Origin of the sequence: Streptomyces sp. B21-083, assembly GCF_036898825.1 — a bacterium.
In the GTDB taxonomy this organism is placed as follows: domain Bacteria; phylum Actinomycetota; class Actinomycetes; order Streptomycetales; family Streptomycetaceae; genus Streptomyces.
Window position 1 is genome coordinate 553,340 of sequence record NZ_JARUND010000002.1, and the last position, 12,650, is coordinate 565,989.

Sequence of the window (12,650 nt, forward strand, 5' to 3'; positions counted from 1 at the left end):
TGCGCCACAGCGAGATCACCCCTCCACCTCATACCGGCTCCGCCACTTCCCGATCCGACCGGGAATCGTGGCCGTGCCGAAGGGGCTCGCTGATGTTCTGGCGCGCCTTCGGAGCCGCGCACGTGACCTTCGCTACCGCAAGGTCGATACTGCCGACAGCAGCGTTTCGCCGACCCGTCCCGATCCAGCCCGTGGACCAGACGGCCTGACGACCTGTCACCGAAGTCAGCACTGAGTCAGCATCAGCCCGCCACGACCCGCTTCCAACCGCCGCAGGGCGCCGAGATCAACTACTTGCGTAAACTTGCCTGACCTGCAAAGACGCAGGTCAGGAGCCCATCTGACATCCTCACCAGGAGGTACCCATGAAGCTGCTCATCAACGTTCCGGAGACCGTGGTCACGGACGCGCTGCGGGGCATGGCGGCGGCCCATCCCGAGTTGACCGTCGACGTGGAGAACCGGGTGATCGTACGGCGGGACGCGCCGGTTGCCGGAAAAGTGGCCCTCGTCTCCGGTGGTGGGTCGGGGCACGAGCCGCTGCACGGAGGGTTCGTGGGACCGGGGATGCTGTCGGCGGCCTGTCCGGGTGAGGTGTTCACCTCTCCGGTGCCCGATCAGATGGTGCGGGCCGCGGCTGCCGTGGACAGCGGGGCGGGCGTCCTGTTCGTGGTGAAGAACTACACCGGCGACGTCCTCAACTTCGACATGGCGGCCGAACTCGCCGGGGACGAGGGCATCCAGGTCGCGAAAGTCCTCGTCAACGACGATGTCGCCGTCACCGACAGCCTCTACACGGCCGGGCGGCGCGGTACGGGCGGCACCCTGTTCGTCGAGAAGATCGCCGGTGCGGCGGCGGACGAGGGGCGTCCGTTGGAGCAGGTGCGCTCCGTCGCCCAGCGGGTCAACGACCGGTCCCGCAGCTTCGGCGTCGCCCTCGGCGCCTGTACCACCCCGGCCAAGGGCAGCCCCACCTTCGATCTGCCGCCGGGCGAGCTGGAGTTGGGCGTCGGCATCCACGGCGAACCGGGCCGGGAGCGGCGCCCGATGATGACCTCGGGCGAGATCGCCGACTTCTCGGTGGAGGCCGTGCTGGAGGATCTCAACCCGCGTAATCCCGTGCTGGTCCTGGTCAACGGGATGGGCGCGACGCCGCTGCTGGAGCTGTACGGGTTCAACGCCGAGGTGCAGCGGGTGCTGGCTGGACGCGGGGTCGCCGTGGCCCGCACGCTCGTCGGAAACTATGTCACCTCACTCGACATGGCCGGGGCCTCGGTGACCCTGTGCGAGATCGACGAGGAACTGCTGCGGCTGTGGGACGCGCCGGTGCGGACGGCGGGTCTGCGCTGGGGCATGTGAGGGCCTGTGGGGCCATGTGAGCCCGGCCGGACGCGCAGAGCGTCACGCCCGTCCCCCGGGGTGCGACAGCGACCGACGTACCTACCACGCAAGGAGATCCTGTGCTCGACGCCGACTTCTTCCGCCGCTGGATGACGGCGACGGCCGTGTCCGTCGGCCGCGAGGCGGAGCGGCTCACCGCCCTGGACTCGCCCATCGGCGACGCCGACCACGGCAGCAATCTGCGGCGCGGATTCGACGCCGTGGCCGCCGTCGTGGCGGAGAAGGTACCGGACACGCCCGGTGCCGTCCTCGTGCTCGCCGGAAGCCGGCTCATCTCGACGGTCGGCGGCGCCTCCGGACCCCTGTACGGCACGTTGCTGCGCCGCACGGGCAAGGCGCTCGGCGATGCGCCAGAGGTGAGCGAGGAGCAGTTCGCGGACGCGCTGCGCGCCGGGGTGGACGCGGTGATGGCGCTCGGCGGTGCGACGCCCGGCGACAAGACGATGATCGACGCCCTGGTACCCGCCGTGGACGCTCTCACCGACTCGTTCGCCGCCGCGCGCACGGCCGCCGAAGAGGGCGCCCTCGCGACCGTACCGCTGCAGGCCCGCAAGGGCAGAGCGAGTTACCTCGGCGAGCGCAGCATCGGTCACCAGGACCCGGGGGCCACCTCGGCGGCCCTGCTCATCGCGACTCTCGCGGAGACCGCCGGTGAGTGACACGACCGGCCTGGGCGGCGAGAAGGGCCAACAGTTGGTCGGGGTGGTGCTGGTGTCGCACAGCGCGGCGGTGGCCGCCTCGGTGGCGGACCTGGCCCGGGGTCTCGTCCACGGCGCGACCGCTCCCGTCGCAGCCGCGGGCGGCACCGAGTCCGGCGAACTCGGCACAAGCGCCGAACTGATCACCGCGGCGGCCCGTTCCGTGGACCGGGGTGCCGGGGTCGCCGTACTGACGGACCTGGGCAGCGCGGTCCTCACCGTGAAGGCGCTTCTTGCGGAGGGTGACGAACTCCCGGACGGAACCCGCCTGGTGGACGCCCCCTTCGTCGAGGGAGCGGTGGCGGCGGTCGTCACGGCGTCGACGGGGGCCGACCTCGCGGCGGTGGAGGCGGCGGCCGGGGAGGCGTACGCGTACCGCAAGGTGTGAGGGAGCGCGCGGAGGAAGCGAGGGGGAGGGGGAGAGCGCGCCAGCGAGCGGTTCACGACCGGGCCGCCGCCCCTCCCCTCGCCTCCCGTTCCGTTCCGTCGGCTCAGTCGTCGGCCACGGTCGCGTCGTTCTCCGCGTTCCCGGAACTCTCGGTGCTTTCTGCGCTCTCGGTGCCATCGGTGCTCTCCGCCTCCTGGCCCACGAACTGTCTCGCCAGCCGCTCCCCCGTCTCCAGCGCCGCCGTGTGGTTCTCGATCGGCGACACCCTGGCGTTCTTGAAGACGATGTACGTGACTCCGGAGGCAGCTCCGCCGCCGTGCGGGTCAGGGTTGATGCCCAGGGCCGCGGCGGCGGCGTAGGACGCCTCGCCGATGATGTCCTGCGGGCCGGTGTCGCCGACGACCGCGTACTGCACGCGGTCCTTGTAGATGACGGCGGCGACCGAGCCACCCCGGATGCCGTGGTCGCGGTAGTTCCAGATGTCGCTGGCCATCGGGACGACGATGAACGGCAGGCGTTCGGGGTCCAGATAGCGGCCGTCGGACTGCTGGTAGGCGGTGGTGTCCGCGAAGTACGGGTCGGTGCGCCCGTTGCAGCGCGGCCCGGCCTGACCGTCGCAGTCGATGTCCATGTCGGCCTTCCAGAAGACGACGTCGTCGGTGCCGCAGACGGGGATGTCCGCGGGGGCTCCGGCGTCGCTGCGGTAGTGGCCGCTGGACACGGGCGCGCAGTCACGCACCTTGGCCAGCAGGTCGGAGGCCCGGACGCCGCCCTCGTACCGCACCGGCTCGTTCGGGTGGACGGCGGCGGGCAGCGCGGTCGGGGCGAGCAGGGCGGCGCCGGCCACGGCGAGCGTCAGCGTCTGGACACGCACGATAGGGGCCTCTCCTGGGGGATCTGACGGACACTCGGTCCAATCTGGTGCCGGTCCTGTCACGCGTCCACCGTTAGGGGGCCGTACGGTGCACGCCCCGAACTCCCGACAGGGGCCGGTCACCTGAGTCCGTGTCGGTTCCGGTCGGTCCCGACCACGGAGCGCTTGCACCCCTCTTGATGCGCACGTCCCACCGGGCCCATATTGGTCCGGACCAATACCGTGCGGGATGGGCGCAGGAGGGAGCGGCCGTGCGACGCGTCGTCCGGTACGTCATGTCCGGCTGCGGGGCACTGCTGTTGACCGTGTCCTGCGCCTGGAGCGGGGACGGGAGCGGCGCGGAGAGGCGGCCCCCGTCAGCACCGGCCGGGGTGACGGCCGTCGCGGGCAGCGCGACCAGCGTGCACGTGATGTGGAACCGGTCACCGGGCGGGCCCGAGGTCGTCGCCTACGAGGTGTACCGCGGCGAGGTGAAGGTGAGGGAGGTGCCCGGCTCGGAACGCATGGTGGACGTCGTCGGGCTGTCCCCGTCCACCGCGTATGTCTTCACCGTGCGGGCGCGGAACAGCGACGGGCGCTCCGGACCGCGCAGCGAGGGCGTCCGCGCGACGACCCCCGCCGCGTCCACCGCGGACACCACGGCCCCGACCCGCCCCGGCCGCACGCGGGGCAGGCCTGCCGGCAGCCGGTCGGTCCAGTTGTCCTGGGGGGCGTCCACGGACGAGCGGGGTGTGGTCTCGTACGACTTCTCTGAACTCGCCGAATAGTCTCCGCGCGGGGGACCAACGTTCGCACTTCGCCTTCCGGCGAGGTGCTGCTTCGTTTCTGGGGTCGGGTTCCTGTCAGCGGCTCCTGTTAGGGTCCGCGCCGTGACCTCAACCGATCATTTGCTTGCATTGATCCGGGACACCCCCGGCATCGCTGACCTGCTGCATTCGTCCTTCGAGTTCGGAGTCTCCCGCAACGAACACGGCGAGGCGGTCCGAGCGGCCTCGGGTGCCTCACTGGAGGCCATCGCTGGTGACTGGGCCGGCGGGACCTTCTTTCTGTGCCATGACGAGGACGGGCATCGGCCCGTGGTGTTCGCGAGCTCCGAGGGGCAGGCCGGCCTTGTCGCTGACGACTTGAAGGCAGCGCTGGAGATCATCACTGGGCTGGCTCTGTGGCAAGACTGCCTGAAGTTCTCGGGCGGTGGCAGGTCAGAGGCCATGGAGGCCGCCGCTTCGCTCCTCGAAGGGGACCTCATTCGTGACGAGCCTGAGATTGCCGAGCACCGTGCCCGTGTCGCTGCTGCTCTGTCGCTGCGCCAGGTGTCCGTGACCGAGCTTGTCTCCCGACTCCAGAGTGCGGTAACCAGGACCGAACCGGACCATGTGGTGGTCACCGAGTCGGGCGATGAGTACGAGTCACTCTTCGGCACGTTCCTGCCCTCCGACAACCCGGGCTGGCGATGATTGAGGACCGGGATCGTCGCGTCAGCCATCGTCTTCAGACGGCCCCGGGCGGCCGTCATGAGGATGGCGTCCGCTTGACGGGAATGCCGAGGTCGACGACGACACGGGATGGGCGCCGGTCTAGTTGGGCGAGCTTTTCCTCTGCTCCGACGAGGCTGATCTGCAGCCCTTCCATCTCGCCGAGCCATCCTTCGCGTTCGGCCTCGGCGATGCGGGCGAGGAGGTTGTCGCGGATCTCGACGAGCCGGTCGCGCTGGGCGGGGTCGGGCCAGAGCATCGGGCAGCGCACGCAGGCGTGTTCGTGGATGCAGGGGGTGGCGAACGCACGGCCGCAGGCGCCGATGGAGACTTTGCGCCGCTCGAAGTGACCGAGGAACTCTTGCCATTCCTCGTCGGTGGGGACGCGGTATTCCTCGCTCGGGCGGAGGGACCTGCGGCGGGCGAGGAAGGCCATGTGCGCCCGGATCGTCTCTTCGGGGTAGACGGCCTTGTAACCGAGAGTCACGTTGATGTCCTGATGGCCGGCGATCACCTGGGCGATGTGTGGTGGCAGCCCGTTGAGGATGGCATCGGTGATGAACAGCCGGCGGAAGTCGTGCGGTGTGTAGCGAAGTGGGGCCCCGGTGACGTCGGTCAGGCCCGTGTCGATGAGGGCCTGGTCGAGCATGGTGCGAACGGTTTCATCGGTGAACGCGCAGTCCTCACCGCGGATGCGTCGTTGGAACAGCAGCGGGGCCGGCTCCTGCCACGCGCATTCGCGGCGGTCGTAGGAGCGGGCCAGGGGAACGGCCCCGGCGGTCTGCCGCGCTCGGCAGATGATCGCGCTCAGGACGTCGGCGAGCTCGGGGCTGACCAGCAGCAGCCGCTCGGTATCCGTCTTGGACGGGACGATCTGAAGGAGGGGGACGAGTTCACCGGTGGTGGGCAGCCGGTATTGGACCAGGCTGTGGTGGCTGAGTTCCATCAGTTCCTCGATGCGGATGCCGGTGGCCCGCAGGACCTCGACCACGGCCCAGGTCCAGAAGGCTCTCTCGTCCTCGAGTCCCAGATCGCGGCGTTTCCCGGTGGGCGGGTCCTCCGCCCAGATCCTGCCGGCTGTTCCGTGCGGAACCACGGCGCGTACGAGTTGCTGACCGGCAGCCGTGAACACCTCGCCGGGGCCGGCATAGCGAGCGGCCTCCAGTACCGCGGAAGCGTCCTTGCGGCGCTGGTCGACCGTGCGGACGAGGATCGGCAGGACCGGCAGGCGCTCGCGGGTGCGTGCGTCCATCCTTGCTTTGCGCCGCCGTTGTACTTTGCGGTTCTCCAGCTCGTCAGCCTTCACCGGGCTCGGTGCCACCCACGGGCCCCAACGGCCGGGATCTTCCAGTGCCCACTGGGCGATATCGAGGTAGAAGGCCCGCACCTGGGTGAGCGTGTCCCGGTGGTTGAGCCTCTCGACCTTCGTGCTGCTGCGCCGGCCGTCGGGTCCGGTGACGGTCTTGTCCTTGGTGCGCATCCTCTGCTTCCACTGCCCGATGACGTCCGGGGCGAGGCGGAGACTGGCGGCGTCGGGGTGGTGCTGCTCGATGTCGTGCCAGAAGCGCTTGCCGAGGTGGTAGGAGAGAGACTTCAAGCTGGTGTAGTCCAGCGCGGGCTGGCGTTCACGGAGATAGTCCACGAGCAGGTCACGGACGGGACGGCAGCGCAGTCCGTAGCGGTCGACCAGTTCCTCGGGGGTTCGCTGTCCCCGGTTGCGGACCCCGCGCAGATTCTGCGGGGCAGCCTCGCCCAGGGCTCCGAGCTGGTGCAGTAGCCGGTAGAACACCTCGGTCCCCGCCGTCATCCGCTTGAGGAGCGTGGCCTGAGCCTCGAAGAGCTCCAGGACGTCGCCGACGGTGATCCCGGTCAGTGTGCCGCCCTTGGCCGCGAGGATCAGGGCGCCTCGGCAGAGAGAGGAGCTGACGGCACCCGACCGTACGTCCTTCACCGACGCGCCCAGCTCCCGCAGGCGCTCGAACCCGTGCGGGTCGCGGCTGCGGGCCATAGAGCGGACCAGCACCCCTTGTCGGCTGGCCCCGACGGCCAGCCAGTCCACCGACGGCCGCAGAAGATCAGCACTGATCACTGTCGTCAGGGCCCGGCCCACCACCGGCATGCGCCAAGCTGCCTCGAGACCGCGCTCGTGCAGCCAGTGCTTGATCACCGGCCGCCAGGCGGCGCCTGCCTCCTCGATGCCGCTGCGCTGCCACCGTTCCTGCCAGGTCTGTCCCGGCTGGTCCTCCAGCCAGTCCAGCACCATGACGATGCCATGCCGGTGGTGCAGCTCACTGCCGGCGTTCTCCAGTGTGAAAGGCGGACGGGACAGCAGCCGGGCCACCTCGGTGCGGGAGCGCTCGGTGCCCGGCCAGATGTCCGGAACGGCCCGGGCGGGGAAGCGCTGCTGGGCTGCCATGGAGCGGGTGAGCTGCGGCTCCATTCCAGTAGCCGGTGCGCAGGAGCCGGCACGGGCCGACGAGGTGGCGGTCATCCGGCACCAGCTCCGAACAGCACTTTGAGACTTTCCGGCCGGTAGTCGGCCGCCGGCGGCGGAGAGACGCGGGCGGCTGCCTGTCGCGTCTGCTCGGCATGGTGGGCCAGCAGGCGCCGGATCACCACTTCCTTGCGAGGCGTGAGGTAAAGCTGTGTCGTGGTCAACTGAGCGTGACCGAGGACGAATTGAACGTCGGTGAGAGGGAGGCTGGGGTCCTCGGCCATCCGATAGGCGGCGGTGTGCCGCAGCGCGTGCAGCGTCGCGGACGTTCCTGCCTTGGCGTTCGCCCGCTCGAACATGCGGTGAACCGCGTGGTAGGTCAACGGCCTCGACGGCGAGCGCAGGGTCCACCACAGCGGGAGACGCCGCCCGCGCGGGATCGCATCGTCCATCTCCAGCTGGTAGAGCCGCAGCCAGACGAACGCGTCGGTCGAGGCCGGCAGTTCCTGGACCTCGCCGGTGCCCTTGCGGACCACCGAGATCAGCTGGCGCCCCGGATCGGCGCCGGCCTGCCACGTGCTGAGCAGTTCGCCGGCCCGTGCACCGGTGGAGACGTAGAAGGCGACCAGGGCGCGGTCCCGGTGCGAAGGAAGCCGCGCGAAGATCTCGTTGAAATTCTCGTCAGGGACACTGCGGGGTACTCGCTTGGGGACTTTCGGCCGGTAGAGCCCGGCGCGTTCGTTCCGAGCCGGATCCATCGGGTTGCGATGGGCGTGAGCCCGCCGACCGCGACGTGATCGGTCCAGCGGAAACGGGTTGAGGACCGGCCCGGTGCCGATGTCGCGGTGGAAGTCGTAGAAGCTCCGCAGCACTGTCTCGCTGTGCGCTCGCACCGATGGTGCGTACGGCTTGCCACCCGCGGCCCACCGGCCCTCCTCGCTCGGGCGTCGCCAGTGCGGACGTCTCGGCTGTCCAGCGACCTGAAGCCAGCGGGAGAAGTCCCTCGCCTCGATCCGGCTCGCCCGATTCCACGGCACCTCCACAGCCCAGAGGAACCGGAACCAGCGCAGCATGTCCATCCCGTAGGAACGGGCGGTCGTCGCCGAACGGCCGGCTCCCTGCAGGTCCCGCAGGAACGCGCGAGCTCCCTCGACCGGCTCTCCGGCCGGGTCGATGAGCCGGTAGGGCTCCCACGGATCAACCCTGGCAACCAGTTCCCCGACCAGAGGGACGGAGAGGGCAGCCAGGTCTCGAGATGCGTCCATGGCCGACTCAACGACGTCACCGCCACAACGTCACTGACCTGCGCAAACTCCGCCAGTAGTTCAGTCAACAGGTCATCTACCAGGGCACGTCGAGGGTCCACACCGTGGGCGGGGACCGGACGGCGGCCGTGGTCACCGGGCTGCGTCCGGGCACCTGGTACACCTTCGGCGTCCGCGCCCGCGACGCCGCCGACAACGTGTCACCCGCCGGTGCTCCCGTACGGCTCACCACCGCGCCCGGCACCGATGACGGCCGCGCCACCGCCCCCGCAGACTTCCGTGCGGTGACCCGTCGTACGGACGGGGCGTACCACCTCGACCTGTCCTGGATTCCGCCGCATGCGGACGGGGTGATCACGGAGTACGAGATCCAGCTCGACGGACGTCCGGCCACCTCCCTCGTGTGGGGCGGGTCCGCTCCGCGCGGACGGGCGTCGTACGGCTTCTACGTGGGCCGGGAGGCTCGGGTCGCGTACCGGGTGCGGATCAGGGCGCGGCTGCCGGACGGGACGTGGGGCGGGTTCTCGGTGGAGCGGACGGCGGTGACGGCGCCGTAGAACGACGAGGCCGGGCCGGCGCCGGATCGCCTCGACAGCCCGTCAGGGGTCCGCCGTACGGACGAATCCGTCACCTGCCCGGTGGCCGTCCGGGTGCGGTCCCGGGTGAGGGCACGTTGGCTGGCCCCGAAGCAGCACGGGCGATCCCCGACCTTCGGCGGCGCATGGGACGTACCGCCAACCGTGCCGCCGAAGGGCAGTCCACATGCGAACCGTTCCTCTCCTCCTCCGACCAGGTCTGACCGTGGCAGCCGCCTCCGTGCTCACGCTCGCCCTCACCGCCCAGACGGCTTCGGCGGCCGGGATCTCCGTGAGCACCAGCGGATCCACGGTCTCGGTGACCACCAGCGCGTGCCCCACGAGCAGCGGCAGCGGCTACGGCAGCGCCTCGCTCCTCAACAGCAGCCAGCGGTCCTTCACCGAAGGGCGTGTGGTCACGCTCTCCGGGACGACCACCAGCCAGTCCGCCGTCTGGTCCAACGTCGGCACCGGCACCTACACCGTCATCGTGCGGTGCTCGAACGGTGCCACCGCCGGTTCCCAGGCCGTCATCGTCAGCACCGCCTCGACGCCCACCATCTCCGCCACGGCCTCCCCCACCCGGGGCGTCATGGGCGGTCTCGGCGGCGCCGTGAAGGACTATGGCACCCTCACGTTCGCGGCGGGCGGCGCCCTGATCGCGTCCGGCGCGGCAGCTACGGCCTGGGCGCTGCGCCGGCGCTCCAAGCCCTACCGGCTCTGAGCCGGGGACCACACACGGCTGGTGGCCGTCCGCGCGAGCACGCTCGCACGGACGGCCACCTGTTTTCGCGCGGCAGCTCCCTGGGCATGCCTAGGGCCGGAGGCCGACCACCACGTGCGCGTACAGCTCGTCGGACTCCGCCAGGCGCGTGACCAGGCCGCCGGTCTCGAAGGCCGCGACCGCCGCCGGTGCCTGGCGTTCGCTCGTCTCGACCAGGAGGCAGCCGCCGGGTGCCAGCCACTCCGGTGCCCCGGCCGCGACCCGGCGCAGTACGTCGAGGCCGTCGCCGCCGCCGTCCAGGGCGACCAGGGGTTCATGGTCGCGCGCTTCCGGCGGCAGCAGTCCGACCTCCTCGGTGGGGACGTAGGGCACGTTGGCGGCGAGGATGCCGACCCGGCCGCGCAGGTCGGCGGGCAGGGCGTCGAACAGGTCGCCCTCGTGGGCGTGGCCGCCGTACGCGGCGACATTGCGGTGGGCGCAGCGCACGGCCACGGGGTCGATGTCGGCGGCGTGCAGTTCGACTCCGGTCAGTACGGCGGCCAGGGCGGCGCCGACCGCGCCCGAGCCGCAGCACAGGTCCACGACGACGGACGCGTCCGGCGCCTGGGCGAGGGCCTCGGTGACCAGGAACTCGGTGCGTCTGCGGGGCACGAAGACGCCGGACTCGACGGCGATGCGCAGCCCGCCGAACTCGGCCCAGCCGAGGACGTGTTCGAGGGGCAGGCCCGAGGCGCGGCGGGCGACCATGGCGGCCGTCTCCTCCGGATCACGGGCGGTGGCGAGTATCAGCCGTGCCTCGTCCTCGGCGAAGACACAGCCGGCCGCGCGCAGGGCGGCGGCGACGGAGGCCGTGGAGGAGTCGAGCGGAGCGGAAGCAGAACTGGAGGGCATCGAACCGAGAGCCTTTCGGAAGCCGAAGGGCGCTCTCGCGGTCGCCTAGCGGAGGCGGTCCGCGCTGCCTTGAGGTGAGAGCACCCGACCTGACACAGCGGTAATGGGTCTCACCTCCCAGGTGATGTCCGGCTGGGGCGATCCGCAGCCGGACGGCAACATTACCCGAACAGTTGGTCCCAGGTGTTCCCGTACGGAATTCCGTGGGCCCCAGCGCCTCCGATCTGTTCTACTGCGCCGCCAACTCCCTTTCTCCGCCGAGGCGTTCGGGGACCCGGGCGCCCATGAACGCGGTGGTGCGGCGCAGCCGGAAACCCAGGGACTCGTACAGCCGGATGGCGTTGGTGTTCTCGGCGGCGGTGTGCAGGAACGGGGTTTCGCCGCGGGCACGGATGCCGTGGGCGACGGCGCGGATCAGCCGGGTGGCGAGGCCCTCGCCGCGGGCGGCCGGGTCGGTGCAGACCGCGCTGATCTCGGTCCAGCCGGGCGGATGCAGCCGCTCCCCCGCCATGGCGACGAGCACGCCCCCTCGGCGGATCCCGAGGTAGGTACCGAGTTCGACGGTGCGGGCCAGGAAGGGGCCGGGCCTGGTGCGGGCGACCAGGTCCAGCATCTCGGGCACGTCGGCCGGGCCCAGCTCCACGGCCTCCGGGTCCGGGGCGGCGGCCATTCCGTCGTCGACGAGCTGCACGCCCTCCATGTGGAACGTGATGTCCCAGCCGTCCGGGACCCGCCCCTGGAACCCGAGCAGCGGGACGTCGGCCCCGGGACCGGCGAGCGCGGCCAGGTCCACCCAGTCGCGGTCGTCCAGCTCGGCGGGCAGGGCGAGCCAGGGCGTCACGTCGACGGGGTAGCGGACGATCCGGCCCCGCCATTCGGCGAAGTGGGCGTGCGGCCCGGTGAGAGCCGCGAGCGCGGGATGGTCGAGGGGGTGTGCCGTGCTCATACGGTGGCCTCGGTGTCCGTGGGCGCCGCCTCGACCACGATGACCGTCTTGCCGCGTGCGTGGCCCTCCTCGACCGTGCGCAGCGCCTCGCCGGCCCGGTCGAGCGGGAACGTGCTCGTGACATACGGGCTCAGGTCGCCGCGTACGACGAGGTCCGCGACCGCTTCGAGGACGGCGGCGTTGCGGGCGCGGGCGACCCGGGCTCCGCCCAGCGCCTCCGCGACGTCGGCGGGTGCGCCCGCCGTGACCAGCCTCGTGCGGTCGGTCAGCAGGGTCGCGGCCTCTGCGAGCACCTCGCCGCCGACCAGGTCGTAGACCCCGTCCACGCCCTTCGGAGCCGCCGCCCGCACCCGTGCCGCCAGGTCGGGGCCGGACGGGACGTGGACCGCGCCCAGCGACTCGACGAAGTCCTTCTTGCCGTCGCTCGCGACTCCGACGACCCGCAGTCCCCGGGTCCGGGCGATCTGGAGGATCGCGGCGCCGACCCCGCCGCCCGCACCGGTGACCACCAGGGTGGCGCCCTGCGGCAGCGCGAGCTGGTCGACGCCGTCGTACGCGGTGGCCGCCGCGACGGGCAGGGCCGCCGCGTCCGTGAAGGACAGCCCGGCGGGCTTGGGCGCGGTCACCGTGACGGGCAGCAGGGCGAACTCGGCGTAGCCGCCGGCGACCGGGTTGCCGAAGACCGCGTCCCCGACGGCGAAGCCGGTGACGTCCTCGCCCACCTCCGCGACGACCCCGGCGACCTCGTTGCCGAAGACGGCGGGCAGCTCACGCGCCGCGCCGCCCGCTCGGGCGTAGCCGGTGCGCTGCTTCCAGTCGACGGGGTTCACGCCTGCCGCGCGCACCGCCACGAGCAGTTGTCCGGGGCCGGGACGCGGCCGGTCCACGTCGACGAACGCCTCGGTCTCCGGACCGCCGAACCCTGTGAAGACGTACGCCTTGGGCATCTGCTCCCACTCTCCTTCGCTCGCGCCGGACCGGTC

The 12,650-nt window shown here is 71.2% G+C and carries 11 protein-coding genes and 2 pseudogenes; 7 read left to right on the plus strand and 6 right to left on the minus strand.

The window, feature by feature from the left end; genetic code table 11:
* Positions 1-365 precede the first annotated feature (365 nt).
* From dhaK to QA861_RS26480, 3 genes are all read left to right on the plus strand, one after another.
* The gene (gene dhaK, locus QA861_RS26470; protein WP_334591080.1) at positions 366-1,358 is read left to right on the plus strand and encodes a dihydroxyacetone kinase subunit DhaK; all 993 of its coding nucleotides are present in this window, start codon (positions 366-368) and stop codon (positions 1,356-1,358) included.
* Positions 1,359-1,459: 101 nt separating this feature from the next.
* The gene (gene dhaL, locus QA861_RS26475; RefSeq protein WP_334591081.1) at positions 1,460-2,059 is read left to right on the plus strand and encodes a dihydroxyacetone kinase subunit DhaL; all 600 of its coding nucleotides are present in this window, start codon (positions 1,460-1,462) and stop codon (positions 2,057-2,059) included.
* A complete protein-coding gene (locus tag QA861_RS26480) occupies positions 2,052-2,486 on the plus strand; it encodes a PTS-dependent dihydroxyacetone kinase phosphotransferase subunit DhaM (protein ID WP_334591082.1) in 435 nt (144 codons plus the stop codon). Before dhaL ends, QA861_RS26480 begins: the two co-directional genes overlap by 8 nt.
* A 103-nt stretch (positions 2,487-2,589) precedes the next feature.
* Here QA861_RS26480 and QA861_RS26485 read toward each other — a convergent pair whose 3' ends face one another.
* Entirely contained in the window at positions 2,590-3,360 is a 771-nt protein-coding gene (locus QA861_RS26485; protein WP_334591083.1) for a glycoside hydrolase family 75 protein, read from the minus strand.
* Positions 3,361-3,635: 275 nt separating this feature from the next.
* Between QA861_RS26485 and QA861_RS26490 the strand changes: the two are divergent.
* Both QA861_RS26490 and QA861_RS26495 read left to right on the plus strand, forming a co-directional pair.
* A pseudogene (locus QA861_RS26490) lies at positions 3,636-4,106 on the plus strand (fibronectin type III domain-containing protein); the annotation flags it as partial.
* 123 nt (positions 4,107-4,229) lie between these two features.
* Positions 4,230-4,814 (plus strand): hypothetical protein, encoded by a 585-nt coding sequence (locus QA861_RS26495; RefSeq protein ID WP_334591084.1) that lies wholly within the window; start codon positions 4,230-4,232, stop codon positions 4,812-4,814.
* A 55-nt stretch (positions 4,815-4,869) separates the two neighbouring features.
* Here the strand turns inward: QA861_RS26495 and QA861_RS26500 are convergent, their stop codons facing one another.
* Together QA861_RS26500 and QA861_RS26505 are read right to left on the minus strand one after the other, a co-directional pair.
* Positions 4,870-7,323 (minus strand): tyrosine-type recombinase/integrase, encoded by a 2,454-nt coding sequence (locus QA861_RS26500; RefSeq protein ID WP_334591085.1) that lies wholly within the window; start codon positions 7,321-7,323, stop codon positions 4,870-4,872.
* Positions 7,320-8,531 carry a tyrosine-type recombinase/integrase gene (locus QA861_RS26505; protein WP_334591086.1) on the minus strand — a complete coding sequence of 404 codons (1,212 nt, stop codon included), beginning with the start codon at positions 8,529-8,531 and terminating at the stop codon, positions 7,320-7,322. The genes QA861_RS26500 and QA861_RS26505 overlap by 4 nt, the downstream gene beginning before the upstream one ends.
* A 74-nt stretch (positions 8,532-8,605) precedes the next feature.
* Here QA861_RS26505 and QA861_RS26510 point away from each other — a divergent pair.
* Positions 8,606-9,088: pseudogene (locus tag QA861_RS26510) on the plus strand (fibronectin type III domain-containing protein); the annotation flags it as partial.
* 205 nt (positions 9,089-9,293) lie between these two features.
* A complete protein-coding gene (locus tag QA861_RS26515) occupies positions 9,294-9,830 on the plus strand; it encodes a hypothetical protein (RefSeq protein WP_334591087.1) in 537 nt (178 codons plus the stop codon).
* 90 nt (positions 9,831-9,920) lie between these two features.
* On the opposite strand, the gene QA861_RS26520 is transcribed toward QA861_RS26515, so the two are convergent.
* From QA861_RS26520 to QA861_RS26530, 3 genes are all read right to left on the minus strand, one after another.
* Positions 9,921-10,721, minus strand: coding sequence for a putative protein N(5)-glutamine methyltransferase (locus QA861_RS26520; protein WP_334591088.1), 801 nt, complete (start codon positions 10,719-10,721; stop codon positions 9,921-9,923).
* A gap of 229 nt (positions 10,722-10,950) precedes the next feature.
* On the minus strand, positions 10,951-11,667 hold the full coding sequence (locus QA861_RS26525; protein WP_334591089.1) for a GNAT family N-acetyltransferase: 717 nt from the start codon (positions 11,665-11,667) through the stop codon (positions 10,951-10,953).
* A complete protein-coding gene (locus QA861_RS26530; protein WP_334591090.1) occupies positions 11,664-12,614 on the minus strand; it encodes an NADP-dependent oxidoreductase in 951 nt (316 codons plus the stop codon). Before QA861_RS26530 ends, QA861_RS26525 begins: the two co-directional genes overlap by 4 nt.
* Positions 12,615-12,650: the final 36 nt, after the last annotated feature.

Coding starts and splice junctions, on each gene's coding strand:
- dhaK (WP_334591080.1), top strand. CDS start 366: ATGAAGCTGCTCATCAACGTTCCGGAGACCGTGGTCACGGACGCGCTG.
- QA861_RS26500 (WP_334591085.1), bottom strand. CDS start 7,323: ATGACCGCCACCTCGTCGGCCCGTGCCGGCTCCTGCGCACCGGCTACT.
- QA861_RS26505 (WP_334591086.1), bottom strand. CDS start 8,531: ATGGACGCATCTCGAGACCTGGCTGCCCTCTCCGTCCCTCTGGTCGGG.
- QA861_RS26515 (WP_334591087.1), top strand. CDS start 9,294: ATGCGAACCGTTCCTCTCCTCCTCCGACCAGGTCTGACCGTGGCAGCC.
- QA861_RS26520 (WP_334591088.1), bottom strand. CDS start 10,721: ATGCCCTCCAGTTCTGCTTCCGCTCCGCTCGACTCCTCCACGGCCTCC.
- QA861_RS26525 (WP_334591089.1), bottom strand. CDS start 11,667: ATGAGCACGGCACACCCCCTCGACCATCCCGCGCTCGCGGCTCTCACC.
- QA861_RS26530 (WP_334591090.1), bottom strand. CDS start 12,614: ATGCCCAAGGCGTACGTCTTCACAGGGTTCGGCGGTCCGGAGACCGAG.